Origin of the sequence: Sporolactobacillus vineae DSM 21990 = SL153 (genome assembly GCF_000377985.1) — a bacterium.
GTDB lineage: Bacteria > Bacillota > Bacilli > Bacillales > Sporolactobacillaceae > Sporolactobacillus > Sporolactobacillus vineae.
In genome coordinates this window covers 41215-67533 of the sequence record NZ_KB899047.1, presented here as the reverse complement: position 1 = coordinate 67533, position 26319 = coordinate 41215, and the positions used below count along the sequence as shown (strand labels likewise).

Here is a 26319-nt window from a genome sequence, read left to right as displayed (position 1 = left end):
AAAAATCTCCCTAGCGTAAGGAGACAGTAAATACGTTTTTTCGTCATCATTCCAGGCAGAAATCCTGTATTTTTTTCCGCACCTTTTCATTGATGCCGAACTCGGCTGATAGATAATTGCTGAAAGTCCTGTAGGTGTTCGTGATGGCCTTCATGGAAGCTTCGATAAACTCCTCATGCAGCAGGAAACCTTGCTCGAAACGTCGCAGAGCGGCTCCGGACAGATAACGGGCCGCATCCGCAAATAATTCCTGATGATACGTATGAAGCAGCCGGTTCGACAGCAAATAATCGTCAACAATTGTCTCATCGGAAACGCCAAGTGTTTTGAGAATCAGCATGGAACCGACACCCGTCCGGTCGCGCCCGCCGGCACAGTGGTGGATCAGCGGCAGATTCTTCTCAGGCCTGGCTACCAGATGCATCATCGTCTGATAGGAAGCATTATGGATCGGCATATCTGCATAAACTCGGGCAAATTTTTCCACCGTGAACGAACGATAAAAAGTCGCCGGATCCCATTCCGAATGCGCCGTCAGCCGATCCTCCCCGTTGACAGCCACACGTATATGTTCTTCATTTCCTATTTTCGGATCGGGCTTCAGGTCTGCTTCCGCTTTATCTCGGTAATCATAAATAAACCTGATCTGCTGATTCTTTAAATATGCCAGATCGTCAGCCGTCAGCCCGGCCAGTTCAGCCGACCGGAAGATAAGGCCGGAGCGGATTCGTCTGCCGTCCCTTGTTTTCAAACCGCCCATATCGCGGAAATTGAACACGCCTTTTAACGGAAGCTTTTTCTCTGTAAACAGCCGGTTCTCCATAACCTCATCCTTCCTGCAAATGTATGATCAGTGATTCATGACCTCATTATTTGATCATCATAACATACTTTCAGCTTCCGGATGAGTGTATTACTTTGGGGAACACACCTCTTATCGCTTCGGTTCCGGCATTCTTCCAGAGAAGAACAGACGGGCCTGATCGCCGGGAATCGGATAGAGTGCAGGCTGGCCCAGTGCCTGCAAGTACACCAGATTCAGCCGTCCGCTGCGATTCTTCTTATCATTTTTTACTTTTTCATAAAAATCAGCTGTCCCGATCAGAGACGAAGCAACCGGTAACCCTGCGGCCCGCAGCCGGCTCGTCAGCATTGCTGCCGTCCCCGGCGGAGACAGTCTGTATTTTTCAAAAAGCCCGGATAATTGCACCATACCGATACTGACTGCTTCTCCGTGTGCCAGTTTGCCCTGAGCCAGCAACTCAATGGCATGACCGATCGTATGGCCGAAGTTCAGGATCTGTCTGCGGCCGCTTTCCTTCTCGTCATCTATGACCACTTCTGCTTTGAATGCGACACTCTGTTCAATCAGTGCCTCCGCATGTTTTAAAATATCTTCCGGCCGGTTGATCTGTTCCATAAGCGCCCAGAAACCGTTCCCGGAAAGTGCGGCCATTTTGACGACTTCTGCGTAGCCCTCCGCCAGGTAACGCTGCGGTAATGTAGCCAGCAGATCAGGATCAATAAAAACCGCATCCGGCTGATAAAAGGTACCGACCAGATTCTTGCCGGTATCCAGATCGATCGCTGTCTTGCCGCCGACACTGCTGTCCACCTGCGCCAGCAGCGACGTAGGAATCTGAATCAGCGCCAGTCCGCGCATGTAGGTCGATGCAACAAAACCTGCCAGATCGCCGACAACGCCTCCGCCCAGCGCCAGGATACCGTCTGTCCGCTGGAAGTGGTCGTTCATCAGCTTCCGATAGAGCCGAATCGTTTCCATCCAGTTCTTGGATGCCTCACCGGCTGGCACCACGTAAGCGGTCACATGGAAACCTGCACCGCTCAGTTGCGCAATCACCTGCTCCTGATAGAGCGGTGCGACATGGCTGTCACTGATTACAGCGATCTGACGCGGCGTCCAGATTTTCGCAACCCAGGCTCCAAGATGACTCAAAATGCCCGGCTCAATGTGGACGGAATAATTTTTCTCTGGTAGAGCCACATGAATGGTTTTCACGATTATCCCTCCCAGGCATCCATTAAACGCCTGAGGTCCAAAACATGTTGCGCCATTTTCAGAAACGTGTCCGGCTTCAGCGCCTGCGGGCCGTCGGAAAAAGCATGTTCCGGATCATCATGGATTTCGACAATCATCCCGCTCGCACCGGAGGCCGTACCGGCATAAGCCATCGGCGCAACCAGATCCCAGGCACCGACGGCATGGCTCGGGTCGACAATAACCGGATAATGGGTCAGTTTCTGCAGGACCGGAACTGCCCCCAGGTCGAACGTATTCCGTGTGTATTTATTGTCAAACGTACGAATACCGCGCTCAATCAGCATAATATGATGATTTCCGCCACTCGCTATGTACTCAGAAGCATTAAGAAGGTCATCGACGGTTCCGGACATACCGCGTTTCAGAGCAACAGGAATCCGGGTTTTCCCTACTGCTTTTAGTAATGAAAAGTTCTGCATATTGCGTGCGCCGATCTGAAATACATCGGTGTACTCGGCAACGAGCGGGACATGGCTTTCATCCATGACCTCAGTGATCACGTCCATTCCGTTCTCGTCGGCCGCCTCACGAAGGAAACGCAGCCCCTTTTCTCCCAGACCCTGAAACGAATACGGGGACGTCCGGGGTTTGAACGCCCCGCCGCGCAGTACAGTCGCGCCGCCTTCCCTGGCGACCGCCGCCATGCGCTTCACGTGTTCTTCTGACTCCACAGAACACGGGCCGGCCATCAGCGTAAAATTTTTCCCGCCGATCTGCGTGTGGGGCAGCCGGATGACCGTGTCTTCCGGGTGAAAAACCCGGCTGCCCTGCACGTAAGATGGTGTTTCCGTAATCACTTCGCGGATCGCCGCCGATTCACGGACTGTAAAATTAAAATGATCCAGTCCAATCACAGCCATATGGGTACCCGAGACATAAACCTGTTTCGGTATTCGTTCGAATTTCCCTTTTAATTCACCGATAATTTCTGTATCTGGCTGTCTGAATTGAATAATCATGATCTATTTCCTCCATTATTCGTTTCCGAATTAGTTTCTGATTCTTTCTCGATCGCTGCTGTGACGGCAACGACCGGCATTTCTTCATGTGTCCAGAGTTTAAATGACTGTGCCCCCTGATAAATCAGCATGCCCAGTCCGTTAACTGTTTCGCAGCCGCGCGCTTCAGCCTCCTGCAGAAGGCGTGTCTTTCTGGGTTCATAGATAATATCACAGACAACGGACGACGGAAGCAGTGCGCCCATTTCCTCCCCGGTCAGCGGCATCGACTGCCGGTCATTCCCCATACCGATATTCGTCGTATTAATGAGAAAATCACTGGCACGTACGGCACGTTTTAAATCAGTCTGATCATCATAGGCATGGAGAAGGATCGGTGTCTGATAAATTTGCGCAAATTCTCTTAACTTTGCTTCGACCTTTGGGAAAGTGACATTGCGACGCTTGAAAACGTGGATCATCCCAAGTCCCTCAGAAGCACCGGCGGCAATAATCGACAGGCCGGCACCGCCCGCGCCGAGAACCGTTGCTGTTTTACCTCTGAGCGTATAGTGGCGTGCCCGCAGGTTTGCAAAGAAGCCGGTTCCATCCGTATTGGCGCCGATCAAATGTCCCTGGCGATGAACCACCGTATTCACGGCACCAACCATTTTCGCCGTCGGGGTCAGTTCGTTCAGATAAGGAATCACCTGTTTCTTAAAGGGCATCGATAAATTCACGCCGCCCATATTCAGCTGACGGATACTTCGGATGGCATCACTGAAATCTGAAGTGATATCAAAAGCAAGATAAACGGCATTGATCTGCCTGCGCCGAAAGCTGAGATTATGCATCAACGGAGACAGGCTGTGCACCGCAGGATGGGCGAACAGACCGTAGAGACGCGTCCGTCCATCAATAAAATCATTCAATTGATTCACCCCCTTCACGCTCAGCGCGTAAAAATAATCTTTCTTTAGTTCCCTACAGACGCTGCATCCGGAACTTCCCGGACTAACTGGCGATAGGCACCGACCACATGATCCACTGTAAAGCCATAGGCCGGGAGCAGGTCTGCTGCCGGGCCGCTGGCGCCGAACCGGTTCACGCCGAGACAGATGCCGTCGGATCCGGTAAAGTGTTCCCAGCCTAGTGTCGCACCCATTTCCACCGATACTCTCCGGCGCACCCGGGAAGGGAGCACCGCTTCGCGGTATGCGGGACTCTGTCGGTCGAACCGGTCGAAACTTGGCATCGAGACCACGGAAACATCATGCCCTTCCCGGAACAATTCACGCTGCGCTTCGACAGCCAGATGCACTTCGGAACCGGTCGCAATCAAAATGCCTTCTGGTACGGCACCTTTCTGGGGTGAAAGCACATACCCGCCGCGACGAACTCCTTCCCCGGCCAGATCTGCTGTATCCTGAAGCACCGGGAGTTTCTGCCGGGAAAGGACGAGCACCGTCGGCTGTGTCCGGGATTGCAGCGCCGCTTCCCAGGCAGCAGCGGTTTCATTGGCGTCTGCCGGACGGATCACCGACACATTGGGCATTGTCCGAAGGTTCATCAGCTGTTCCACCGGCTGATGCGTCGGCCCGTCCTCCCCGACAGCGATGGAATCGTGAGTGAACACATAGATGACCGGCAGGTGCTGCAGTGCGGCCAGCCGGATCGCAGCACGCATATAGTCTGAAAAGACAAAGAAGGTTCCGCCAAAGACCTTGCTGCCCCCGTGAAGTATAATCCCGTTCAGCGCCGTTCCTTCGATAAATTCCCGGACACCAAAGGAGATATTGCGTCCGATCCGGTCGGCCGCGCTGAACCTGCCGCTGCCTTCAATGCTTGTCTTGTCGGAACTGGACAAGTCGGCAGAACCGCCCCAGAGGAACGGTATTTTACTGGAGAGCGACTGGATCACTTGATGGCTTGCATTTCGCGTCGCTTCCAGCGCACCCTCCGTATACTTTGGCAGCTCGTTCTTCCAGGTCTCCGGCAGCCGGCAGGCCAGCGACTGCTTGAGCTGCCGGGCCAGTGCCGGATTGTCTGTCTCCCATTCGGCAACGCGCCGGTGCCATGATGCTTCAGCTTTGGCCCCGCGTGCCGAAACCTTATCCCGGAAGCGGTCATAGACAGCTCCTGGAACGGTGAAATCGGCAGCATCCCAGTGCAGGTGGTCTCTGAGCTCAGCCATGCCCTCCGGACCCAGCGGTGTGCCGTGGACTTTATTTGTCCCTTGATCCGGAGCACCGAAACCAATCACCGTCCTGACTTCAATAATCGTCGGCCTGTCCGTCTGTTTCATTGCTTCGCCAATCGCGGCATCAATCTGATTCAGATCATTACCTTCGGCAACGGACAGATAGTGCCAGCCATAACTTTCGAAACGGCGGCGGACATCATCGGAAGAAGAGCAGGAAGTCGGTCCATCCAGTGAGACGGCATTCGAGTCGTAAAGCACAATCAGCTTATTCAGTTTCAGATGTCCTGCCAGGCTCGCCGCTTCATGAGAGACTCCTTCCATCAAATCACCGTCGCCGCAAAGTACGAAAGTGTGATGGTCGGCGACAGCCAGATCGCCCCGATTATACATCGCACCCAGATGTGCTTCGGCCATCGCCATGCCGACCGCCATGCCGAGGCCCTGCCCAAGCGGTCCTGTGGCAGCGTCGATCCCGCCGATGACACCCCGTTCCGGATGGCCCGGGGTTTTACTGCGGAACCTGCGGAATTGCTTTAAATCCTCAATGGTCAGGGAAAATCCGGCCAGGTGCAGCAAACTGTACAGCATGGCCGAACCATGGCCGGCCGACAGGATAAAACGATCACGGTTGAACCATTCCGGATCACCCGGATTCAGATTCAGATAGTTCCGCCATAATACATAAGCCATCGGCGCAGCACCCAGAGGCAGCCCCGGATGACCGGAACCGGCCCGTTCAATACTTTCGCAGCTCAGCATACGCACGGCATTGACACATAACTGATCAATCTCATCAAACATGATCTTTTCTCCCTCCTGTTTTCGCATTCTCTGATCCCCCAATAGTCGAAAAAGAGCCCCGGGGCAGTCAATAAACCCGGGACTCTTAATCTGTTTTTCCTCGCTGGTCTGAGGATATAAAAGAGCCGCACAGCTTATTGACAATTTTCATTGCAACATCTATGCGGCTTCGTATTCTTATTTATTCGTGCTTAAAAACTCCGGCCGGTATAGATGCAAACGGGGAAGTGTTTGCATCCACACCGTGTGTAGCTGCAAACACTACCTAAACCAACCAAAGTAATAATATCGATTCAATTGTGAGACCAAATATTGATTCACTGTTGCCATTTTTAAGGGCTCCTTGAATGATAGTGACATAAACATATCAGTCATGAAGATTTTTGTCAACACGATTCAGAAGATCTGCCGGCTCATTGTCCGAACATTTTGCCTGTCTGGCGAGGCTGATCATCAAATTGTATTTTCTGAATTTAATAAACATAACGTGTCAAATGTGCCGTCCACTTTTCATAACCCCTGCTGCTCAGATGCAGTCCGTCGACAGTCATCCGGGCAGGAAGCTGTCCCTTCTCATCCAGAATCGGACGGTTGTCGATCAGCATAAGCCGCGAATATTGCTTCGGCAAGCCGGCAATCCAGCGGTTCATCTGATTGATCTCGTGATTAAGCGCCACCGGATTCTGTGGAAAATAGAGCGGATATTTTTTGTCGTTCACCGGGAAGATCGTCTGGACATAAATTCCGGTCTGCGGGTTTTCCCGGATCAGACGACGGACAATTTCCCGATAACCCCGCTCGGTCTGGCCGACCGTCCGTCCATGACGCAAATCATTGACGCCGACCATCAGGAAGACTTTGTCCGGCGTATCGCTGCGAACCTGATCCAGTCGTCTCAGGACGCCCTCCGTCGTATCTCCGGAAATCCCCTGATTTGAACAGGACGTGCGGCGAAAATACTGGGACCATTGAAAAAAGTCGGTATGGCTGTCACCGATGAAGACGACGTCATAATGTCTTTGATTCACGAGTGTGTTGGCGCCGTATTTGACACTGACCAGCGGGTGACGCAGTTTATTCGGCGGATGAAGGCCAAGCCAGGTTTCAAAAGGCACCAGACCGCCCCGGAACAAAAGCAGAAATGCTGACCCAAGGATAAAGGCAAAATTAAAAGCAAGCGATAAAATGAATATTCCCCGATGCGTCATGAGATTCTCCTGTTTTTAATCCCATCGTACCACGATTTACCGGAATGGAATGATTAATCAACGAGGTGACAGCTTTTTATTCCGGAAACAGCGCAGAACAGCTTATAATAATAGATAAGGAGACAATTGATGATGCCATTACGCAGAATTCCACTTTCAAGTACATTGAATACACGCGATCTGGGCGGTTATCCGACAAATAGCGGCGCCACCCGGTTCGGCCGTATTATCCGCAGCGATGTCCCGCTCAACCTCAGCGGGCAGGACATTAGGATACTTAAAAATCTCGGCGTGACGGCCGCCATCGACTTTCGCTCGGCAAGAGAGATTACTGTCAGACCAAGTGCATTCGCGCTATTGCCCGACTTCACCTATATCCACTGCCCGTTTGCGATCGGTAATCAGGATCCGGGATCGGCTGAAGGCGTTCCGCCGCTGTATGCCCGGATCATTTCCGATTTTCCGATCATGCGCCGGGTCATGCAGACGATCGCCGGGCAGCCGGGCGCCGTCGTCATCCACTGTGCTGCCGGGAAAGACCGGACCGGCGTCGTGTCCGCACTTCTTCTGCTGACAGCAGGCGTATCGGAAAGTGATATTCTTGTGGATTATCAGATTTCCTATACTTATCGGCGCCGCTTGATTGATGCATTGCGAAAGCAGCATCCCGGCCTTCCGGAATACGTTGGACGCACGGATATGATCTATATGGAAAAGACGCTCGACCAATTTTTCAAAACCTATGGCTCCGTTCATCATTACCTGAATAGGATCGGCCTGTCCGACGAAGAAATAAGCCAGTTGCAAAGCAAATTACTCCACTGATGAAATGGGGATCTTACGACGTTCGGGTATCCGCTGTCTGAAAAACTCTGCTGCGTCATAAAGTACATTTCTGCGGGAGTCTGACATAAATGAAGCCGATTAGGCCGCTTAAATTGAATCTGCTCAGCTGCGGCTACGGTCTTCTGCTGGCCGCGGCAACGATGCTGCTGTTCCGTCCGGCGCAGACCGCCGCTTTGCTTCACATTTCACCGGATGCAGCGCCGCAATGGTTTTTCCTGCTGGCTGCTGCGGCAGCAGCGATCTATTACTTCCTCATGAAAGGCCTGTCGGGACGCCGCCCGAAGGGCCTGAAGGCGACCATCTGGTATGCCGTCAGTCTGACCCTCTGGTTCCCCTATTGGGCCGTTTTTGTCGCCCTGGCGTTCATTTTTCTGTGATGATCATGCTGCTTTGAGCGGTTCAGTTAATATTTTCACATAGAGAACCTATACTATTCTCTGTGGACATCATGCCGGAAATTCATTCATTTACCGGCACTTTAGAGGAGGATTTAAAAGGATGGCACAGACAATTGACAAGGAACAGGTGAAAAATGCGATTATCCGGGCGTTTCAGTTCAGGCACGCTTGCAAGAAGTTCGATCCGGATAAAAAAATCAGCGATGAGGATTTCAACTTTATTCTTGAAACCGCCCATCTGTCGCCGAGCTCGTTCGGCCTCGAGCCATGGAAATTCGTCGTCGTACAAAATAAAGATCTGAGAAAAAGACTGGAAGGACCGGCTTGGGGAGCTGTCGAAAAGCTGCGCACAGCGAGTCATTTTGTTCTGGTTCTGTCACGGAAGGCGAACAGTCTTGATGCTCGGTCCGCTCACGTGCAGCACATGCTGAAGGACATCCAGAAGATGCCTGCGGATGTGGTCGCAAAGATGACCGATGCCATCGGAAATTTTGAAAAAAATGATTTCGGGCTGACCGGCAACGACCGTGTTTTCTTCGAATGGGGCTGCCGTCAGGACTATCTGGCTGTGGCCAACATGATGACCGCTGCGGCAGAGATTGGCATCGACTCCTGCCCGATGGAAGGCTTCGACAAGGAAAAGGTGGAACAGCTGCTGAAGGACGCAGGCGTAATCAAAGGTGACGATTACGGGATCGCCTGTATGGTCGCTTTCGGTTATCGGGCCAGGGAACCGCGTGCGAAGACGAGACAGCCGATTCAGGATGTTGTCGAATGGATCAACTGATCTTTTCAGTATGAGGAAGCCTGTTAAAGAGTCACTTCTTCAGGCTTTTTCTTTTTGCACTGACGACAGGAATAATTCTTTGACGGATAAGTTCCCGGCAAGTACATTTAAGACAGGAAATACGTAAAAAAGAGTAAGTAATGACAGAAATCAGGCTGGAATTGCGAGCAGACAGGCAATAATTTACCCTGCGGAAGGAAAAATGTGCCGCCTCAGACGGATTTTCCGGAACTGGCCGGGATTTATCAGCCGATCTGAGCACATATCAGCCGAATTCACGATTTATCAGCCAGGCCGTATAAGGAGGGGCACAAACAGATGACTTATCTGTATCAAATCAGCAAACCGGGGAAAACGGATCCGTCCACGCCGGTACTGGTCACACTGCATGGCATGGGCACGGACTATCATGATCTGGCTTCGATCGCCGCCGACGGAGAGAAAAATTTTGTCCAGATTAATATTCAGGGCGATCTGACTTTCAGTTCCGGATATACGTACTATATCCCCGATTTCACTGCTCAGTCTGAGAAACGGGTGATCACGGGAACAATGGCAAAACTGGAACACGCCCTGGCCGATATTTATCAAAAAGAGGGGCTTTCAAGCCGTCAGCCGCTGTTCTTTCTCGGCTTCAGTCAGGGAGCAATCCTCAGTCTTTCCTATGCCTTGCTCCATCCGGATACGGCAGCAGGAGCTGTTGTCCTTAGCGGCCGTCTGCCCGACTTCTTTCAAAGTGAGACAATCACCTGCAGCCAGGAACCAAAGCCCGCTTTCTTCATCGGCCATGGCCGGTTCGACCCGCTGTTTCCCGTAGAAAAAGGACGATCAATCGACCGGTTCCTCCGAGAATCGGGACTGGACGCCGACTATCATGACTATCCCACGGGACACAGTGTGACTGAAACTGAAGTCGATGATCTCCGAAACTGGATAGCCGATCATTTTCACAGCCGGAAAAAGCAGTAAAGCACATAATCCCCGCCGACTCTCCGGCAGGGATTATGTGTTCTGTAAGATGCTGTTCAGCTGATGCCGCTTGTCATACACATTATTGATAATCGAGCAACTCCTCCTGGATCCTGTCCAGATAACCGGCCAGGCGTTCAAATTGTGATTCAAAGCCTTCGACAGCGCCCATCTCCAGTACTTGTCTGAGAGCTTCTTCAGACGCAAACCGGGAACGTATTGTTACCCTTGTGTGATTGTTTCCTTCGTCGTGAAACTCCATCGTCACAAGTATCTTGGGCATTCCAGCTAACAAATGACCTTCCTCATCCACAAACATGTCGGTATAGACAATCCGTTCGGGCCGACTGAGCTCGTGATAGACTGCCATACCCCAAGACTCCTGACCGAAAAAATCACCCTGACGTTCATCCGTACAGCGCATGCAGTAATGCCAGACACCGTTCGGCCTGAACTCGAACCTGCGGATTTCCGTCTGCCATCCTTCAGGACCCCACCAGTTCGTCAAATGTTCCTGGTCGGAAAACATTTGATATACAAGATCTCTCGGTGCCGCGAAACCGCGTTCCATGAGCAGATCCTGTCCTTCCGTTTTCGCGACCATTGGGTTTTCCTCGGCGGCATCATCCATCCGCATGTCCTCCCTGATAAGGTTAGGGTTTGCAGGACGATCGCTTCTCTTGCTTTGTCCTGCGTTGCACTCCGGTGTTCCATTCGCTCATCCGTCATAAGCGGCAGCTGAACAGCATTTTTCATGTGGCAGGAAATTTAAAGCTCAGGTTCACCGGTATGCGGTAGCTTTTCTCATCGGATGTTCCTGTCACATTAATATATATACCCGCATGGCGATCAGTTAAACACATAAAAAAAACTTTTTTTTAAATTTTTTATCCAGCAAATTGCTGTCCAGGCAGAAGCCCACTTACCGACGCGTTCCGCAGGCCGTCTCAGCACCCTGCGGCGCGTTCAGAGCACCGGCCCGACAAACCGCCGTCAATGACAATATTTGCTCCGGTGACAAATTCGGATTCACCGGAAGCGAGCCAGGCGGCAACCGCTGCTGCCCGTTCAAGTCCTGAAGGCCTTGCTGCAAGGCCGGTGCCCGGGTCAATGCTGTTCACCCGAATCCCCTGACCGGCATATTCAAGAGCAACTGTTTCACTGAACATGCCGACACCGCCTCTGCTTGCGGCAAAGGGAGCAAATTCCGACAAAAGGTGTTTATGGAATACTGAAGTCAGATTGATCACCCGGCCCTTTTGATGCTGGTGCAGGAAATACTTGATCGCTGTCCGTGTCCCGAGAAAGGTGCCCGTGAGATTGATATTCATAACCCGGTTCCAGTCCTCAAGAGTCAACTTATGCGTCGGCGACCGTTTTTCGATGCCTGCACTGTTCACCCACACATCCAATCCGTCCATCTCAACAATCGCCGCATTGAGCAGCGCCCGTGCTCCTTTTTCCGTTCCGACATCCGCACGGACCGCAATCGCCCGGCTGCCGGACCGGTTCAATGCCTCAACCGTCCTTTCTGCCTGCCGATCATCCCCCTGAAAGCCGAGAACAACAGACATGTTTTCCAGGGAGAGACGCCGGACAATGGCGCCGCCGATACCCTGTGATCCTCCGGTGATCACAACCACCTTTCCTGCTAAATCCGGATACATCTTTTTTCCCTCCAAGAATGACTCGATTTCATTATTTATTGTGGGAAAAATTACCTCAGTTTAATCATCCGCCAGGAGCACACATCTCAAGACTTCCTCAAAAAAAGGCCCCGGGCGCTCTGCCTGGGGCCTTTCCTCGAATGTTCCAATTACCTTGCTGCATCGGCCGTTCTCAGTCTTTGCGGCACGTAAATGCAATATGGATCCGATGCCTGATAATCACCGGTCAGCGCGTAAGCCCGGGCACGCGATCCGCCGCACAGATTGCGGAACTCGCAGACACCGCACTTGCCCTTGTAACTGTTCGGGTTGCGCAGGTTGCGCAGAATCGAACTTTTCCGGTAAATCTCCGGCAGCGGCGTTTCTTTGACATTGCCGCAGGTCAACGGGAGAAATCCGGAAGGTTCAACCTCACCGGTGTGCCCGACAAAAATAAATCCATTGCCGTCATTAGTACCCCGCGGTGCTTTCGCCAGGTCATCCTGAAAACGTCCGATCGGAGCCAGACCATGAGCACGTCTTTTCTCGTTTTCCTGAAACATGACGCGGCGATAGAACTGGCCTTCTGTTGTGGTAATATGAAACGGTGCATGCTCCTGCAGCTGAAAGGCCCAGTGCATCACCTGATCATGCTGCTCCGGACTGATCGGCTGCAGCAATTTGCCGCGGCCAGTCGGCACCAGAAAGAACAGGGTCCAGACCACAGCGCCGCATTTGGCCATCAGGTCGGCAATTTCCGGCAGCTTATCGACGTTGTATTGCGTCACTGTTGTATTAATCTGGAAAGGTGCTTTAAGCTCATTCAGCATCTCAATCGTTTTCATTGTCCGGTCAAAGGTCCCGGAGAATCCGCGGAAATAATCGTGCGTCTTTGCATCCGGCCCATCCAGTGAGAGCGCCCACCGGGCAATGCCTGCTTCCTTGGCGCGGAGAATATTCTTGCGTGTCAGTTTCGGTGTGGCCGAAGGGGTAATTGACACGCGGAGCCCTTTCTTAGCCGCATAATCAATCAGTTCAAAAATATCTTTGCGCATCAGCGGATCGCCGCCGGAGAACACAAGCAGCGGATTATCCATCGAGTAGATCTCATCGATCAGCATTTTTCCTTCATCCGTTGTCAGTTCGCCGGGATACGGATGCAGCTGTGCTGCCGCCCTGCAGTGCAGGCAGTGCAGCGGACACATCCGTGTCACTTCCCAGATCACGATAAACGGATTCCTGTTGTAATCCCGCATGATTGCCATAATAAACGCCTCTTTTTCAAATCGTATAAATCCCGTTATGCTGCTCGATCACTGATCGGTAATCCAGTGAATCAATATGACTTCTTCCATTTTGTAAGCGGTACGTCTCCCTTTCATTCTAAAGACTGCATGAACCGTGTCAATCGATTTCAGGGAATTGACACCATATTGAAGAATTTTCACGGGATATCCTGAGCGGTCCATCACTGAAGCCTTTTCTGTATAGGACTCTCCAACTGTCTGATGATTTCCGCTGCAGGCACTCGCTTTCCGCTCCAATCAACGATGCGGCAGATATTAGCAGTCAAGTTCGGAAAGCACAAAAAAACCGGAAGGATGCTTCTCCTCCGGTCTTCTTTCAATGCCTGATGCCGTCAAGCGGCACCTTATTTTTTACTGTGCGACGCGGCCTGCTGCTGTGCCGCTTTCTGCATTTCGGCCTGCTGCTTTTTCATCGCCTTCTGCATCCTCTTCAGTTCCTGAACGGTCATCACCTGGTGACGCGCAGGCAGATAGAATACATTGGTCACAGAGACGGTCACGTGATTCTGTCCGCTGAACGAAAACAGCTGATGATAGAACCGGTTTTTAAATACGCGCTGCTTTTTCTGAATCAGCAGATAAGGCGTCTTCGTCGTTGTTTCGAAGCGGTTTCTGTCAGTGAGTCCGGAATGATTCAGCTTTGTCCGGCCCTGCTGCACATAGAGATAAACCGGGTCCTTCCCGATGTTCCGGCGAAGCAGGATAAACGGAACCGCGGAAGACTGCTTCCCGCTTGCCGGCACCACTGATTGAATGGCTGTCCGCCTCACAGTCACCTGACTTTTCATTCCGAAATGGTGATACTCATTCAGAATCATCAGCGTTTCACTTCCCAGAAAGACAATCAGCGACAGGGCGATGAGCATCCGGTCCACCCATTTATGCTGTGAAAACCATTTTCCGCCGCTTGCCAGAATGAAGTAAACAAAGAAGGCCGCACCGGCGATTAAGGTTACTAATATCAATAGTTCCACTTCCTGATCTTTATTATCGATAAGCCGTGACACAAGTTGTGATTAGTCGGCTGCCGAACCGGTCTTTGAAAATTGTTTCTGTTTCCCTTTAACAAAAAAGGTCAGAACGAGCGTCAGGAGACAGAAACCGACAGCCACAAGAAATGTCGCGTTCATACCATTCATCACCGCGTCAAGCATTTTCTGCCCGTATTGCGCCGGATCCAGCTTTCTCATACTGGATGCCGGAGACTGATTGTTGGTTACTGAGGTCATGACACTGACGAGAATCGCCGTACCAATCGAACCGGCAACCGTCCGGATCGTGTTGTTTGCCGCCGTACCGTGGCTCATCATTGTGTTGGACAGTGCGTTCATCCCTGCAGTGGTGATCGGCATCATAACCATTGAGATCCCCAGGAACCGAATCGCATAAGCAATCACAATCGAAATGATGCTGGTATGGTCGGTCAGAAACATAAATGGAACGGTTCCTGCAGTCAGTACAAAGATACCTGTGATCGCCAGCTTGCGGGCACCGATCCGGTCGAAAATCATCCCGGTCACAGGACTCATCATCCCCATCACAACCGCACCGGGCAGAAGCATCAGCCCCGAATGGAAAGCACTCTCACCACGGACATTCTGGATATAAAGCGGAAGGACAAGTTCCGCACCGATCATCGCCATCATAACAAAACTGCTGATCGCAACTGATAGGGAGAAAATCGGTGACTTAAATACACGGAGTTCGAGCATCGGCTCTTTCATGGCCAGCTGCCGCCAGACAAACAGCGCAACAAACACGATGCCGATGATCAGCCAAGAAATCACCGTTTTACTCGACCAGCCGTCATTTCCGACGACACTGAAACCGTAGAGCAGTCCGCCGAAACCAACCGTAGACAGCACGATCGAAAGGAAATCAAGCTTCGGGTATGTCAGCGGAACGACCTTTTTCATTGCGATAAAAGAAAGAATGATCACGATCGCAGTGATCGGGATAATCATATAGAACAGATCCCGCCAGGTATACGTGTCGACGATCCATCCGGAAAGTGTCGGTCCGATCGCCGGCGCAAACGCAATGACCAGCCCGGCAAGACCCATGGCCATACCGCGCTTCTCCCTGGGGAAGATCAGCAGAAAAATTGTCTGCATCAGAGGCATCATAATGCCGGCTCCTGAAGCCTGAACGATCCGTCCGATCAGCAGAACTGTAAAATTCGGAGCGACCGCTGCGAGAATGGTACCCAGTAGAAAGATGGTCATCGATGCAATATACAATGTCTTGGAACTGATCTTATTGATCAGCAGCGCCGTCACCGGAATCATGATGCCGTTCATCAGCAGGAATGCCGTCGTCAGCCACTGGCCGGTCGACGCCGTGATCTTAAAATCTTTCATAATATCCGGCAGGGCCGTGGCCAGAAGTGTCTGATTCAGAATTGTACAAAAGGCCCCGACAAGCAGGACAATAATCAGAAACATTCTGTTGTACGGATTGCCGTCGATATCAACCGGCCGTGTTGCTGTATTCATGAACAAATCTCCTCACTTCTAAAAAATCAAACTTTCCAGCCTCTTTTTACCACAGATGAAACGAATGCCAACTTTTTTACAGGCACATCAATCAGCCTATACCCTTAATATGAACAATTTATGAACAAAAAAGAGCCCCGGAACCGTCTGATTGACGCCGGTATTAATCATCAGCTTGTTCTACATATGACGACGAATATCCCCGGGACGATCATATGAATCTCGGTTTTGCCAAAGAATCCGGTCAAATGGGCTGGTGAACAACGGTACATTCTCTTGCACAGACAAATCCTTTTGTGTTATATATAATATAGAACAGTTAGAACAGAAGGAAGGGATTCGTCATGCAGCTCTCGATTGATCTGGGATCATCGGATCAACCCATTTATCAGCAGATTCGGGATGAAATTGTCAGTGGTATCGCTTCCGGTCAGCTCCGGGATGGAGATCCGCTTCCGTCCGTACGAACGCTTGGTGCAGAGATCGGTGTCAATTTGCACACCGTCAATAAGGCATACAAGCTGCTTCAGCGTGACGGCTTCATTGAAATTCAGCGCAGCCGCGGTACCTTTGTGCGGGCCGGGGATACGGCGAAGAATGCTGCCGGTTTTATCGAGTCATCCGGCAGACGGATTCAGGCACTGGTTTCCGATGCCCTGTCCCTGAAGATTGACCGGACAGTCCTGCATCATATGATTGACCATTACTACGATGAACTGGAGGGAAAAGGGTCATGAATCTCATCACATTTTTGGGTATCTACTTTTTTATCTCTGCTCTTTTTATTGCGCAGCCCTGGTTTTCACGCAGAAATGTGGTTTTCGGCGTCGTTTTCGCCGATGATCAGATCTGGAAGAATGACAATGTGAGAAAAATCATCCGGGCTTACCTGATTTCCGCTGTGTTCGCCGTATTTGCGATTCTGATCATCCTTGCTCCGCTGGTTGCGGCAGGATGGACCAACGACATGCTTGCGTTCAATCTGTCCCTCGCCTTGCTGATTCTTGTCGAAACGCTGGTGTTCTATGCCGCCACGCGAAAAACTAGGGCTTACAAACAAATGAACAAACCGGATCCTGAACTGAGCTCCCGAAATGTCATTGTCGCTGTTAAAGGAGATAAGGAGACACTGTTTCCACTCTCCTGGCTGCTGATACTGCTACCTTTAATGATCGCCACATTTATCGTTGCTATCCTTGGTTACCCTTATATGCCATCGTCGATTCCGACGCATTTCGGCCTGACCGGCCCCGACCATTGGGCACCAAAGTCATGGATGACTGTCCTTTCACCGGTTTTCTTTGAACTCATGCTGGCCGTACTCGTCCTCTTTATACGTCGGGCTCCCGCTTCGGTAAAAGGCAATCCGAAGGCCGCACCTGATTATGCTCGTTTTCGCAAACTGATGACTCTGCTCATGATCGTTACGGGACTGATTACTGAATTGATTTTCCTTGTGATTGTCATCAGTTTTATCCATCCGGTCTCACAAATCTGGTTAATTGCTCCGACCATTGCCGTGATCATCCTGTTACCGGTGATGATGCTGATCTATTTTCGCTTTGCACGATCAAAGACCCCTTCCGGACCGATTCTTGATGACGATGCAAAATGGCTGTGGGGGCAATTCTATTTCAATCGTTCGGATCCGTCGCTTTTTGTGGAGAAAAGAGTCGGCATCGGCTATACCATAAACATGGCCCGGCCCGGCGCATGGATGGTGGTCATCGGAATCATCACTGTAGCGATTCTTCTGTCCGTATGGTCAAGGTAATCGACGCCAGTTTGTACACACTTTCTGATTGTGTTAATCTGGATTTAACCATTTCACAGGCGATGACGTTCGCCGTGAACTACTGCTTCGATACAGTTGATAACGTCTGCCCTGAGGCCGCTTATCGGTACTCTTGGGTAGACGTTTTTATTTTAATTAAGGAGGAGTCATTTTGAACCGAACTGTTCTGAATCACGTCTATTTGGTCCTGTTTGGTATGATGGGTGCCGTGGCAAGGTATGCCGTCGAGCTTCTGATACATACAGGATCCTTTCCGCTGGCAACCTTGATCATTAATCTTGCCGGCTGTTTTCTGCTCGCCTTCATTGTCCGGTTTCTTACCTGGATGCCCTGGCTGTCCGCGCAAATGATCACCTTGATGGGGACCGGATTTGTCGGCAGTTTCACCACGTTTTCAACTTTTGCTTTGGAATCCGCACAGCTCATTCGCGTCCATCCGCTGATCGCCATCAGTTACATACTGACCAGCGCAATCGGCGGACTGCTGGCGGCCATTCTCGGTTACCGTGCCAGCAAGCTGCTGCTGATCCGCTTTAAGGGGGCTTTCCGCCATGGCCGTTAACTTTCTGCTGGTTGCCGCCGGTGCGGCATTCGGTGTTCTTGCACGGGTGCTTGCCACGAAATATATCTCCCGCAAATGGGGACATGCATTTCCATTGGCGACGTTTCTCATTAATCTTTCCGGATCTCTCGTTCTTGGCTGCTTAACAGGAATGAACATCGGCACTCAGGCTGCGCTGCTTCTCGGCACTGGCTTTATCGGCACATATACAACTTTTTCCACATTCAATGTCGAGAATATCGAGCTGATTCGCCGGAAAAAGAACCGGACTTTCTTCCTTTATATCGGATGCACTTATATTTTCGGAATCCTTTCCGCTTTCACCGGATTTGCCATTGGTAGTATGATAGAAAATAATCTATTGACCTGAATGATCGGATTCTTTCAATTAAGTAAAATCAAAGAGGCATCAAACAGTGAATAAAGCCGCTTTTATCAAATTGAGTATCGCCATGTCTATTTTCGGTTCGATCGGCTTTTTCTCCCGGCTGACCGGGCTTCCTTCCATGGAACTTGTTTTTGTCCGCTGCATCTGCGCCACGGTGTTCCTTAGCCTATACTGGCTGATCAGCGGCCAATACAGGCATGAAACCTGGGCGCTTAAGGAAATGGGCGTCATCATCGTCGGCGGTATCTTTCTCGTGCTGAACTGGATTTTTTTCTTCGCCGCATTTGAGAAGACAGCGATTACGGTCGCTATTTCGATCTATAATCTGGCACCGATCATCGTGCTGCTTATCGGTTGGTTCATCTTCAGAGATAAAATACGGTTGATCGGCTTTGGTGCGGTCCTTCTGGCCTTCGCCGGTACGGTACTGATCTCCGGAATCAGTCCTGCAGATCTGAAAAGCGGAATGTCCGTTCAGGGTCCGCTGCTCGCCCTGATCGCCGCGTGTCTCTACGCCCTGGTGATCATTACCGGAAAATATATTCATGAGGCCAGTCCCTATCTGGTGACCATCATTCAGACCTTAATCGGCGTATTGATGCTGCTGCCTTTCGTCCATTATTCCCTCTATTTGCACCTGACGGCAGCCAACTGGTTCTACAGCATTTTCACCGGTGTCGTTCACACAGGCATCGTTTACCTGCTCTTCTACAGCAGCCTTCGGGCACTGCCGACCCCAGTGATCTCGGCGCTCACCTATCTGGATCCGCTTGTTGCCATTTTGCTTGATGTGTTTATTACTGGTTTTACGCCATCCTGGCTGCAGATTCTTGGTATCCTGATGATCTTCATCGCTCTGTCCTATACACTGACCGGACATCATAAAAAAGCAAAGAAACCGGCAGTCCTAAAATGCTGAGTTTTGATCCACGTTACCTCAACTGCGCCAATTTGCGCCTTCCGCTCCAAACGATGACGTGACAAAATCAGCACGATGACTAAACGGAGTCTATTCAAAAGAAAACAGAGAGAATAAATAAGTTTCTCTCTGCTTCTGTAAGGGTATACGGTTATTTGTTCTGAACCGCCTCAACCTGTTTCAGCTGATCCATCATCCACGCTTTATAATCTTTCCCCTTCGGAAGTGTCTCCGTGACGCTCACAACCGGTACGTGATACTGTTTACTCAATGCAACCATCTTTTTCACCATCGGGTCAATGTTCTGGGTATTGCAGACGAAGAACGCAATGCGTCTCCCCTTAATATCTGCCTGCATTCCGGCAATATCTTTCGGGGACGGATCTGATCCCTGATCGACAGCAAGGGAGAAATGTGTGTTTGCGACGCGATAGCCGATCGCCTGCAATGTATAGTCGAAAACAGGTTCGGACACATCGACCCGTCTGCCATCTGATTTCTTACTGAGTAGAGCAATTTCATCTTTCACAGGCTTGATGCTTTGAATATACTTTTTCGCGTTTTCTTTAAATACAGAGGCATGTTTTGGATCGATTTTCCCGAATTTCTCCGCCAGATCGTCAGCCAGTTTCGGCATGGTGTCCGGCTGATACCAGAGATGTTCATTATCCCCGTCTTTTTTGTTCATTAGCCCTTCACCGACACGGACAACGGTTTGATCTTCACTATTCTGTACCAGTTTGTCGATCCAGCCGTCGTAACCCAGACCGTTGCTGATGATCAGTTTTGCCTGACTGACAGACCGTGCTGTTCCCGTGGTCGGTTCATAGTCGTGCGGATCCACACTCGGTTTGTCAATAATTGAGGTGACTGCAACATGATTTGCTCCGACTGCTTTAGCCACTTCGCCGTAAAAGTCTTCAGCTGCAACAACATTGATTTTGCCGCTCGTGTCAGCTGCCCCTGATTGGCCGCAACCGGAAAGGAGGCTGATGAATAATAAGCAGCCGAACATGAACTCCACTTGATGGATAAATTTTTTCATTCTTTGGGACTCCTTAGGATATTAATAATAAAATGATGTCACGAACCCACAAATCGTAATAATTACGATTTGACTTATTGATTAAATCATATTTTCCCTGTTAATGCAAGACCAGCCTGGAAAAAGTATGGAAACTATTTTGCAAAAATTTGCGGGATTCGCTATTGTGGATGTACCGGTAAAGCAGTATATAATGATTACACAGGACCTGCCTGTCAGGAAGGGGATTGAAAGAATGGCTGATAAAACAGTCGCCGATCTGATTGTCGAATGTCTGGAAAATGAAGGAGTTAAGTACGCATTCGGCATCCCCGGCGAAGAAAATATACAGCTTGTTGATGCACTTAACCGCTCGAAAATAAAATTCATTCTCGTCCGTCACGAACAGGGCGCAGCGTTTATGGCTGATCTCTATGGACGGGTTACCGGAATTCCCGGGGTCTGTATCGCGACGCTGGGTCCCGGTGCCCTGAACCTGGTTCTCGGTGTCGCCGATGCCGAACTAAATACGACACCGATCGTCGCGATCAGTGCCCAGGGCGGCCTGAACCGGATTCACAAGGAATCCCATCAGGTCATTGACCTGGTTTCGCTGTTCAAACCGATCACACAGTTTTCAAGAACGGTTTTGACCCCGCAATCTGTCCCGGAGCTGGTCAGAAAGGCGTTTTCCGCGGCCAAACGAAACAAACCCGGTGCCTCTTATCTGAGCCTGCCCCAGGATGTGGAGAAAATGAGCGTCGACCCAACCGTTCGCCCGATACCTGTGGCCCCCATTTCAAAAACAATGCCGACCCGGGAGGACGTTGATCAGGCGGTAAGGATTATCCAGAGTGCGCAGCACCCGATCATTTTAGCCGGTAATGGTGTCGTCCGCATTCAGGCTGAAAAAAATCTGGTCGCGTTAAGTAAACTGCTGAATGTCCCGGTTGCCACAACCTTTGAAGGAAAGGGCGTCATCAGTGACCGCTTGCCCAACGCACTGGGTGTTGTCGGATTCATGCGCCATGATTACGGTAATTTTGCCTTTGACCGGTCGGATCTGATTATCACTGTCGGTTTTTCGATCCAGCAATTTGATCCGGTCAAAATAAATCCTGAAGGCAACAAGAAGATCATTCATATCAATACTTATAAGGAAGACACAGACAGTCATTACAATGCCACCCTGAACATTGTGGCCAACATCAATGCCAGCCTTTCCTGCCTGATCGAAGCTCTGAAAGGTAAAAGCATTCATTTCGACTCACAACCGGCCAAGATCAAGGCACGGGTCAATCAGGAACTGGAAGTCGGCGCCACTGATGATCAGTTCCCTCTTAAACCGCAGAAAATTGTTTATGAGACACGCAAGGCATTAAGGGATGACGATATTGCGCTGGTGGATACCGGAGCGGTCAAGATGTGGATGGCCAGGCTGTATCCAACGTATCTGCCGCAGACGTGCATCATTGACAATGGGCTGTCGACGATGGGCTGGACCTTGCCGGGGGCAATTGGCGTCAAACTGGCTAATCCCGGGCAGCGCGTCGTCGCCATTATGGGAGATGGCAGTTTTCTGATGAATTCGCAGGAGATTGAAACGGCCGTACGGGAGCACATTCATATTGTGAACTTGATCTGGGAAGACAATTCCTACGGCCTGATCAAATGGAAAATGGACCTGGAACTGGACCGCCATTCTGAGGTCGACTTCAAAAACCCCGACTTCGTCCAGTACGCGGAAAGTTTTGGTGCGAAGGGGTATCGTATCCGTCATGCGAATGAATTAAGACCGGCGCTGGAGACGGCACTGAATGATACGGAACATGTCCATGTCATTGTCTGTCCGGTTGACTACAGTGAAAACATGAAACTGATTGCGAAGTTAGGAGATACAACGATCTCATTCTGATGGAAAAACCTGTCCATTCAGACAATCAGACCAATTGATGATCTGAAGAAACACTCGATGGTTGGTGCGTCGCACTGTTTTCAATCCACAGCACACCATCGTGAACTTAATGCAAAAAATGGTCAGTGAACAGGGAAAGCGATATGCTTTCTCTGTTTGTTTCGTTGATCAACTGCTTCAGGAGTGATTCCCTTGAAATCATTAAGCCCTCGTCTTTCTTATGTTTTGCTGTTTTTCGGTATATTTACGCTGTCCGCCTCAGCTATTTTCGCCAAACTGTCCGGAGTGGAGACTTGATCACACTCATCTTCTTTCACACACTTCAGATGTAGTCCAGATCGTGAGCCAGCGATGTCTGGATCATCTGCCTGATCGTTTTCGGGTCGGCAGTCTGCGAGAGTACCCACATCAGTTTGGCAACAATCGTCTCCGTGTTCATGTCGCCGGCGGTGATTCCGCCGGCATCAGCGACACGCTTGCCCACTTCATACAGATTGATGTTCTGTCCCTCTTCAAGGCATTGCGTCGTGATGATCACCGGGATACCTTTGCGGACCAGTCCGGCCACACCGTTCACCAGATTTCTGCTCAGAAACGGCAGGCCGCCGTTACCGAAACTTTCGATGATCAAACCTTTGATATGCTCACTCAGGTAATCAAAAAAATCCGGGGACAGTCCGGGAAAGGCCTTCAGAAGAAAAACTTCCGGACAGATCCCCAAATGGGTCTTAAACGTCACCTGCTCCGGTTTCGGACGGCATGTCACTCTGATGTTCTGTCCATCGATCGCCGCAATATAAGGATAATTGACACTTTCAAATGCATCATAACTCTTGGTACGCATCTTTATTGCCCGCGTACCAAGAATCGCTTTTCCATCAAAAATGATAAAAACCCCGGGAATATCCGACTTCTGAGCAAACGTGAGCGCATCCCTGATATTTTTTCGGGCGTCGGTCTTTTTAAAACTTACCGGAACCTGGGATCCGGTGATCACCACCGTCTTCGGAATACCCAGCAGCAGATAAGAAAGGGCTGCGGAAGTATAGGCCATGGTGTCCGTCCCATGGGTGATGATGAAGCTGTCGTAGAATACCAGATTTTCCTGAATCGTCCGGGCCATCGTCACCCAGTCTTCCGGCTGCATATTCGTACTGTCTTTATTCATAAGCACCTTAAAGTCGACGGACACCGTTTTGCTGTGTTCGAAATAACCGGCAAACTGATCGATGGGCAGCCCCGGAGCCAGTCCTCCCTGCCGGGGTGTCGATGCGATCGTTCCGCCGGTTGCCAGCACAAGTATCTTTTTCAATGAATCAATCCCCATTTGCTTCAATTGATAGAAACTATGATAACATTTTTCACCGGTACCGCAAACTTATCTCGACCCGTCAATGAACCCAAAAAGAAAGAGCGGAGAAGTATTCAGGCGCTGATTGATGCGCGGATTGTGAGAAATGCGGTGCAGCCCCTCGCGCATTTCCATCGGCAGCATTTTGACATTAAGCGGAACAAATTCATGATTCATACTGTCCAAATCCCTGCGCACAAACGAGCTGAACATTGGATTTGAGCCGGCCGATCAGAAGCTGCGGATTATTGAAATAATCCGCACAGTTAAAGTCAATGAACGGTGCATCTTCTTTAATCCGTCCGATCGATCTGGCATAGTTGTACATCATATGGGCAAAAAGAGTCTTCTGGCCAACGATCAAAGACCACCCGTAACGTGTTATCGGGAATCACCGGCACAATAAAAAAGCCATAAATGACTTCCCCAATTTTTTTCGGTCAACGTTTTTCATTCGGCGTCTTTCCCTTCTCACGAATCATATTCCGTGATTTTCTATATAATATAAAAGCGCCTTCATTAACACCTCTGAATCTCATTCAGATGACAAAGAGCATGGCTGCACTCTGATCTGTCAACAAAAAAAGAGTTGGAAAGCATGATTGGCCTTCCGACTCTCTGCATTTTGCATTCCGGTTGTCGATTATTGTCTCATATAATAATCCTTAGCTTTTCACCTTGACGGCCTGCTCATGAGCGGCAATCGAACCGAGCAGCCGCTTCTCGTTGTAGGTCAGCAGTGTCAGAAACATCAGCACATAGAGAACGAGCGGAATCCAGACATAGTTCACGTTAATCATCGAAAGTGTGCCGGCATTCTGCGCATGATTCGGTACATACCCGGACAGATGAAACAGCCAGGCGGTCACCAGGCCGCCGATACCCAGACCCATATTGACACCGAAGTCATCGGTTGACGCCAGAATGCCTTCCGCCTGAATCCCCATAGCAGTTCCGAAACGAATCGTATCGGCGATCATAATTGAGACCAGACCGATGATGATGCCGTGCCCGACCGAATTCACAAAGACACCGGTAAATAACGTCCCCAGAGACTGCGTATAAACACCGACGGTAAGAATGATCTGACCGGTAAATGCTGTGACAATTCCGGTCAACATCGTCTGCTTTTTCCCCAGCGACCCGGCCATCCGAATGATCAGAACGACACCGACCAGCGCCGCCAGTGTGAAACTGTTGGCCAGAGGCACCAGATCCTGATGATTCAGTGTATATTTGAAGTAATAAATGGTCGTCTGGTTTTTAATGGCCGTGGTCAGCCAGTAAAGAAAAATGACGATCGAAATGATCAGCCACGGCCGATTGCGGCGCAGCATCTTTACAACAACCCGGAACGGCTGGTGAGCAATTTCCGGATTGCTGAACCGTTCATGAACGTGAAAGAACGTATTAATGATCAGCAGCAGCGATATCAGCCCGAAGAGACAGATCGTCAGAAGAAAACCCTGGCGCTGATCCCCGCGGCCAAAGAAAGCGACCAGCGGCAGCGTGAAGACAGCAACAATAATCTGAACCGAACTGCCGAAGAACTGACGAATCACCCCAAGCAATGTCAGTTCATGCTCGTTCCGGGACAGTGTCGGCAGTATGGACGTAATCGGCAGATTCACCGCTGTGTACAGGAAGCCAAGGCCCAGATAAGTCGCGTAAGCCCAGATCAGCTTGCCCGTCGGTGAGAAGTCAGGTGTGGTGAAGGTGAGAACCGCAAAGGCAACATAAGGCAGAGCATACCAGAGAAAGAACGGGCGGCTCTTACCCCAGCGGGAATGCGTATGGTCGATCATCACACCGATAATAAAACTTTCGACAACGTCTGCAGCCCGGGCGACGATGAACAGAATCGCTACCGCGCTTGGATCGAGCCCGTAGACATCGGTATAGAAAAACAACAGATAGGTCGTTAACATTTGAAAGACAAGGTTGTCGGCCGCATCGCTTAATCCGTAACTGATACGTTCCGGCCAGCTTGTCTGCCATTTTTGTTCCATAAGCCGCCTCCATTCAGCCGGCCAGACAGGTCAGAAAATCACTCGTCCGCCTGACGTCGAAATCGATTATTTTTTGTGCTCCGTCAGGCGGCGGTATACTTCATCGCCAACGACATCATTTGTCCACATCCAGGCAATATGCCCGAGCGCTTCGGAGACATGTTCTTCTGCGGGCTGATCTTTCGCGGATGGTACAGTTTTCATCCCCGGCATCACACCCAAATGAAAGGCGGACCAGACGGCAAGCCCGAAGACGGAACCGCCCCCGGCTTTAATCTTCGGTTCGTACTTGGAAAGCAGTTCGTAAAGTACGGCGAACGACGTGGAAAATCCGAAATGTACCAGATAACTGACCCACGGCAGGTCGTGGCCGGAGAATTTATATGTAGCATGTGATGCAGACTCGGGCAGACCCAGCTGTTGAAGCAGCTTCTGCGGCGGATTTGTCGCATCGCGTTCCGGTGTCCGCGGCGGAAGGACATTCTCCCAGCCCAACTTAACCAGTCCGGAAACGATTCCTGCGACAATGCCCGCTTTGACCGCGGCTTTTATATCTGGAGATCTTCTTGTTTTCTTCTTTGAGAATGCCATAAACCCAGCTTCCTTTCCCTTGCTTACTTTTAGTTAGCTTTCAGTTGAATAGTATAAACGATTTTTGTCCGCCAGTGGTGAATAATGACCGATACTGACATAGTT

The 26319-nt window shown here is 50.5% G+C and carries 27 protein-coding genes and 1 riboswitch; of the genes, 10 read left to right on the top strand and 17 right to left on the bottom strand.

The annotated features are described in order from the left end of the window. Positions 1-46: 46 nt before the first annotated feature. From D889_RS0109335 to D889_RS0109305, 6 genes are all read right to left on the bottom strand, one after another. Complete coding sequence (locus D889_RS0109335; RefSeq protein ID WP_010631803.1) at positions 47-823, bottom strand: tyrosine-protein phosphatase; 777 nt, start codon at positions 821-823, stop codon at positions 47-49. Positions 824-934: 111 nt separating this feature from the next. Continuing rightward, the gene (gene aroB / locus D889_RS0109330; protein WP_010631802.1) at positions 935-2020 is read right to left on the bottom strand and encodes a 3-dehydroquinate synthase; all 1086 of its coding nucleotides are present in this window, start codon (positions 2018-2020) and stop codon (positions 935-937) included. Positions 2021-2022: 2 nt separating this feature from the next. Continuing rightward, positions 2023-3021 carry a 3-deoxy-7-phosphoheptulonate synthase gene (aroF, locus tag D889_RS0109325; protein ID WP_010631801.1) on the bottom strand — a complete coding sequence of 333 codons (999 nt, stop codon included), beginning with the start codon at positions 3019-3021 and terminating at the stop codon, positions 2023-2025. Further along, positions 3018-3941, bottom strand: a complete 924-nt coding sequence (aroE, locus tag D889_RS0109320; RefSeq protein WP_238537640.1) for a shikimate dehydrogenase — start codon at positions 3939-3941, stop codon at positions 3018-3020. The genes aroF and aroE overlap by 4 nt, the downstream gene beginning before the upstream one ends. Before the next feature lie 35 nt (positions 3942-3976). Beyond that, entirely contained in the window at positions 3977-6004 is a 2028-nt protein-coding gene (gene tkt, locus D889_RS0109315) for a transketolase (protein WP_018962300.1), read from the bottom strand. Positions 6005-6477: 473 nt separating this feature from the next. Then, positions 6478-7212: a GDSL-type esterase/lipase family protein gene (locus D889_RS0109305; protein ID WP_010631798.1), complete on the bottom strand. Its 735-nt coding sequence runs from the start codon at positions 7210-7212 to the stop codon at positions 6478-6480. A 132-nt stretch (positions 7213-7344) separates the two neighbouring features. Here D889_RS0109305 and D889_RS0109300 point away from each other — a divergent pair, with 132 nt between their 5' ends. The 4 genes from D889_RS0109300 (at position 7345) to D889_RS0109285 (ending at position 10212) form a co-directional block, all read left to right on the top strand. Further along, positions 7345-8037 (top strand): tyrosine-protein phosphatase, encoded by a 693-nt coding sequence (locus D889_RS0109300; RefSeq protein WP_010631797.1) that lies wholly within the window; start codon positions 7345-7347, stop codon positions 8035-8037. 89 nt (positions 8038-8126) lie between these two features. Then, on the top strand, positions 8127-8435 hold the full coding sequence (locus tag D889_RS0109295) for a hypothetical protein (protein ID WP_010631796.1): 309 nt from the start codon (positions 8127-8129) through the stop codon (positions 8433-8435). Between the two features lie 121 nt (positions 8436-8556). Continuing rightward, complete coding sequence (locus D889_RS0109290; RefSeq protein ID WP_010631795.1) at positions 8557-9243, top strand: NAD(P)H-dependent oxidoreductase; 687 nt, start codon at positions 8557-8559, stop codon at positions 9241-9243. A 318-nt stretch (positions 9244-9561) separates the two neighbouring features. Beyond that, positions 9562-10212 (top strand): alpha/beta hydrolase, encoded by a 651-nt coding sequence (locus D889_RS0109285; RefSeq protein WP_010631794.1) that lies wholly within the window; start codon positions 9562-9564, stop codon positions 10210-10212. An 82-nt stretch (positions 10213-10294) separates the two neighbouring features. On the opposite strand, the gene D889_RS0109280 is transcribed toward D889_RS0109285, so the two are convergent. The 5 genes from D889_RS0109280 to D889_RS0109255 all read right to left on the bottom strand — a co-directional run bounded on the left by D889_RS0109280 (position 10295) and on the right by D889_RS0109255 (position 15660). Next, positions 10295-10843 carry an SRPBCC domain-containing protein gene (locus D889_RS0109280; RefSeq protein ID WP_010631793.1) on the bottom strand — a complete coding sequence of 183 codons (549 nt, stop codon included), beginning with the start codon at positions 10841-10843 and terminating at the stop codon, positions 10295-10297. Between the two features lie 316 nt (positions 10844-11159). Further along, positions 11160-11879 (bottom strand): SDR family NAD(P)-dependent oxidoreductase, encoded by a 720-nt coding sequence (locus tag D889_RS0109275; RefSeq protein ID WP_010631792.1) that lies wholly within the window; start codon positions 11877-11879, stop codon positions 11160-11162. A 149-nt stretch (positions 11880-12028) separates the two neighbouring features. Then, positions 12029-13114, bottom strand: coding sequence for a TIGR04053 family radical SAM/SPASM domain-containing protein (locus tag D889_RS0109270; protein ID WP_026039078.1), 1086 nt, complete (start codon positions 13112-13114; stop codon positions 12029-12031). A gap of 395 nt (positions 13115-13509) precedes the next feature. Continuing rightward, on the bottom strand, positions 13510-14139 hold the full coding sequence (locus tag D889_RS0109260) for a DUF4811 domain-containing protein (RefSeq protein ID WP_238537639.1): 630 nt from the start codon (positions 14137-14139) through the stop codon (positions 13510-13512). A 42-nt stretch (positions 14140-14181) separates the two neighbouring features. Further along, positions 14182-15660 carry an MDR family MFS transporter gene (locus D889_RS0109255; protein ID WP_010631789.1) on the bottom strand — a complete coding sequence of 493 codons (1479 nt, stop codon included), beginning with the start codon at positions 15658-15660 and terminating at the stop codon, positions 14182-14184. A 344-nt stretch (positions 15661-16004) separates the two neighbouring features. On the opposite strand from D889_RS0109255, the gene D889_RS0109250 reads away from it, so the two are divergent. The 5 genes from D889_RS0109250 to D889_RS0109230 all read left to right on the top strand — a co-directional run bounded on the left by D889_RS0109250 (position 16005) and on the right by D889_RS0109230 (position 19324). Next, positions 16005-16397 carry a GntR family transcriptional regulator gene (locus tag D889_RS0109250; RefSeq protein WP_010631788.1) on the top strand — a complete coding sequence of 131 codons (393 nt, stop codon included), beginning with the start codon at positions 16005-16007 and terminating at the stop codon, positions 16395-16397. Then, positions 16394-17434, top strand: a complete 1041-nt coding sequence (locus tag D889_RS0109245) for a DUF1648 domain-containing protein (RefSeq protein ID WP_010631787.1) — start codon at positions 16394-16396, stop codon at positions 17432-17434. Before D889_RS0109250 ends, D889_RS0109245 begins: the two co-directional genes overlap by 4 nt. Before the next feature lie 49 nt (positions 17435-17483). Continuing rightward, positions 17484-17550: riboswitch (Fluoride riboswitch) on the top strand. A 56-nt stretch (positions 17551-17606) separates the two neighbouring features. Next, positions 17607-18017 carry a fluoride efflux transporter FluC gene (locus D889_RS0109240; RefSeq protein WP_010631786.1) on the top strand — a complete coding sequence of 137 codons (411 nt, stop codon included), beginning with the start codon at positions 17607-17609 and terminating at the stop codon, positions 18015-18017. Then, positions 18007-18387 (top strand): fluoride efflux transporter FluC, encoded by a 381-nt coding sequence (locus D889_RS0109235; protein ID WP_010631785.1) that lies wholly within the window; start codon positions 18007-18009, stop codon positions 18385-18387. Before D889_RS0109240 ends, D889_RS0109235 begins: the two co-directional genes overlap by 11 nt. 46 nt (positions 18388-18433) lie before the next feature. Continuing rightward, positions 18434-19324, top strand: coding sequence for a DMT family transporter (locus tag D889_RS0109230; RefSeq protein ID WP_010631784.1), 891 nt, complete (start codon positions 18434-18436; stop codon positions 19322-19324). A gap of 151 nt (positions 19325-19475) precedes the next feature. Here D889_RS0109230 and D889_RS0109225 read toward each other — a convergent pair whose 3' ends face one another. Further along, on the bottom strand, positions 19476-20369 hold the full coding sequence (locus tag D889_RS0109225) for a metal ABC transporter solute-binding protein (RefSeq protein WP_010631783.1): 894 nt from the start codon (positions 20367-20369) through the stop codon (positions 19476-19478). A gap of 235 nt (positions 20370-20604) precedes the next feature. Between D889_RS0109225 and D889_RS0109220 the strand changes: the two genes are divergently transcribed. Beyond that, entirely contained in the window at positions 20605-22263 is a 1659-nt protein-coding gene (locus D889_RS0109220; RefSeq protein WP_026039075.1) for an acetolactate synthase large subunit, read from the top strand. Positions 22264-22585: 322 nt separating this feature from the next. On the opposite strand, the gene D889_RS0109215 is transcribed toward D889_RS0109220, so the two are convergent. From D889_RS0109215 to D889_RS0109195, 5 genes are all read right to left on the bottom strand, one after another. Continuing rightward, positions 22586-23575, bottom strand: a complete 990-nt coding sequence (locus D889_RS0109215; RefSeq protein ID WP_010631781.1) for an asparaginase — start codon at positions 23573-23575, stop codon at positions 22586-22588. Between the two features lie 66 nt (positions 23576-23641). After that, a complete protein-coding gene (locus tag D889_RS15630; RefSeq protein WP_018962296.1) occupies positions 23642-23791 on the bottom strand; it encodes a hypothetical protein in 150 nt (49 codons plus the stop codon). Next, positions 23781-23978, bottom strand: a complete 198-nt coding sequence (locus tag D889_RS0109205; RefSeq protein WP_010631780.1) for a transcriptional regulator — start codon at positions 23976-23978, stop codon at positions 23781-23783. Before D889_RS0109205 ends, D889_RS15630 begins: the two co-directional genes overlap by 11 nt. Positions 23979-24279: 301 nt before the next feature. Continuing rightward, positions 24280-25623, bottom strand: coding sequence for a glycoside-pentoside-hexuronide (GPH):cation symporter (locus D889_RS0109200; protein WP_010631779.1), 1344 nt, complete (start codon positions 25621-25623; stop codon positions 24280-24282). A gap of 66 nt (positions 25624-25689) precedes the next feature. Further along, positions 25690-26214 carry a YagU family protein gene (locus D889_RS0109195; protein WP_010631778.1) on the bottom strand — a complete coding sequence of 175 codons (525 nt, stop codon included), beginning with the start codon at positions 26212-26214 and terminating at the stop codon, positions 25690-25692. Between the last annotated feature and the right edge of the window lie 105 nt (positions 26215-26319).

What these genes read in the sequence shown, in the direction of transcription:
- D889_RS0109335 (WP_010631803.1), bottom strand. Translation starts at nt 823, where the DNA reads ATGGAGAACCGGCTGTTTACAGAGAAAAAGCTTCCGTTAAAAGGCGTG.
- aroF (WP_010631801.1), bottom strand. Translation starts at nt 3,021, where the DNA reads ATGATTATTCAATTCAGACAGCCAGATACAGAAATTATCGGTGAATTA.
- tkt (WP_018962300.1), bottom strand. Translation starts at nt 6,004, where the DNA reads ATGTTTGATGAGATTGATCAGTTATGTGTCAATGCCGTGCGTATGCTG.
- D889_RS0109305 (WP_010631798.1), bottom strand. Translation starts at nt 7,212, where the DNA reads ATGACGCATCGGGGAATATTCATTTTATCGCTTGCTTTTAATTTTGCC.
- D889_RS0109300 (WP_010631797.1), top strand. Translation starts at nt 7,345, where the DNA reads ATGCCATTACGCAGAATTCCACTTTCAAGTACATTGAATACACGCGAT.
- D889_RS0109295 (WP_010631796.1), top strand. Translation starts at nt 8,127, where the DNA reads ATGAAGCCGATTAGGCCGCTTAAATTGAATCTGCTCAGCTGCGGCTAC.
- D889_RS0109290 (WP_010631795.1), top strand. Translation starts at nt 8,557, where the DNA reads ATGGCACAGACAATTGACAAGGAACAGGTGAAAAATGCGATTATCCGG.
- D889_RS0109285 (WP_010631794.1), top strand. Translation starts at nt 9,562, where the DNA reads ATGACTTATCTGTATCAAATCAGCAAACCGGGGAAAACGGATCCGTCC.
- D889_RS0109280 (WP_010631793.1), bottom strand. Translation starts at nt 10,843, where the DNA reads ATGGATGATGCCGCCGAGGAAAACCCAATGGTCGCGAAAACGGAAGGA.
- D889_RS0109275 (WP_010631792.1), bottom strand. Translation starts at nt 11,879, where the DNA reads ATGTATCCGGATTTAGCAGGAAAGGTGGTTGTGATCACCGGAGGATCA.
- D889_RS0109270 (WP_026039078.1), bottom strand. Translation starts at nt 13,114, where the DNA reads ATGCGGGATTACAACAGGAATCCGTTTATCGTGATCTGGGAAGTGACA.
- D889_RS0109255 (WP_010631789.1), bottom strand. Translation starts at nt 15,660, where the DNA reads ATGAATACAGCAACACGGCCGGTTGATATCGACGGCAATCCGTACAAC.
- D889_RS0109250 (WP_010631788.1), top strand. Translation starts at nt 16,005, where the DNA reads ATGCAGCTCTCGATTGATCTGGGATCATCGGATCAACCCATTTATCAG.
- D889_RS0109245 (WP_010631787.1), top strand. Translation starts at nt 16,394, where the DNA reads ATGAATCTCATCACATTTTTGGGTATCTACTTTTTTATCTCTGCTCTT.
- D889_RS0109235 (WP_010631785.1), top strand. Translation starts at nt 18,007, where the DNA reads ATGGCCGTTAACTTTCTGCTGGTTGCCGCCGGTGCGGCATTCGGTGTT.
- D889_RS0109225 (WP_010631783.1), bottom strand. Translation starts at nt 20,369, where the DNA reads ATGAAAAAATTTATCCATCAAGTGGAGTTCATGTTCGGCTGCTTATTA.
- D889_RS0109220 (WP_026039075.1), top strand. Translation starts at nt 20,605, where the DNA reads ATGGCTGATAAAACAGTCGCCGATCTGATTGTCGAATGTCTGGAAAAT.
- D889_RS15630 (WP_018962296.1), bottom strand. Translation starts at nt 23,791, where the DNA reads ATGAATCATGAATTTGTTCCGCTTAATGTCAAAATGCTGCCGATGGAA.
- D889_RS0109200 (WP_010631779.1), bottom strand. Translation starts at nt 25,623, where the DNA reads ATGGAACAAAAATGGCAGACAAGCTGGCCGGAACGTATCAGTTACGGA.
- D889_RS0109195 (WP_010631778.1), bottom strand. Translation starts at nt 26,214, where the DNA reads ATGGCATTCTCAAAGAAGAAAACAAGAAGATCTCCAGATATAAAAGCC.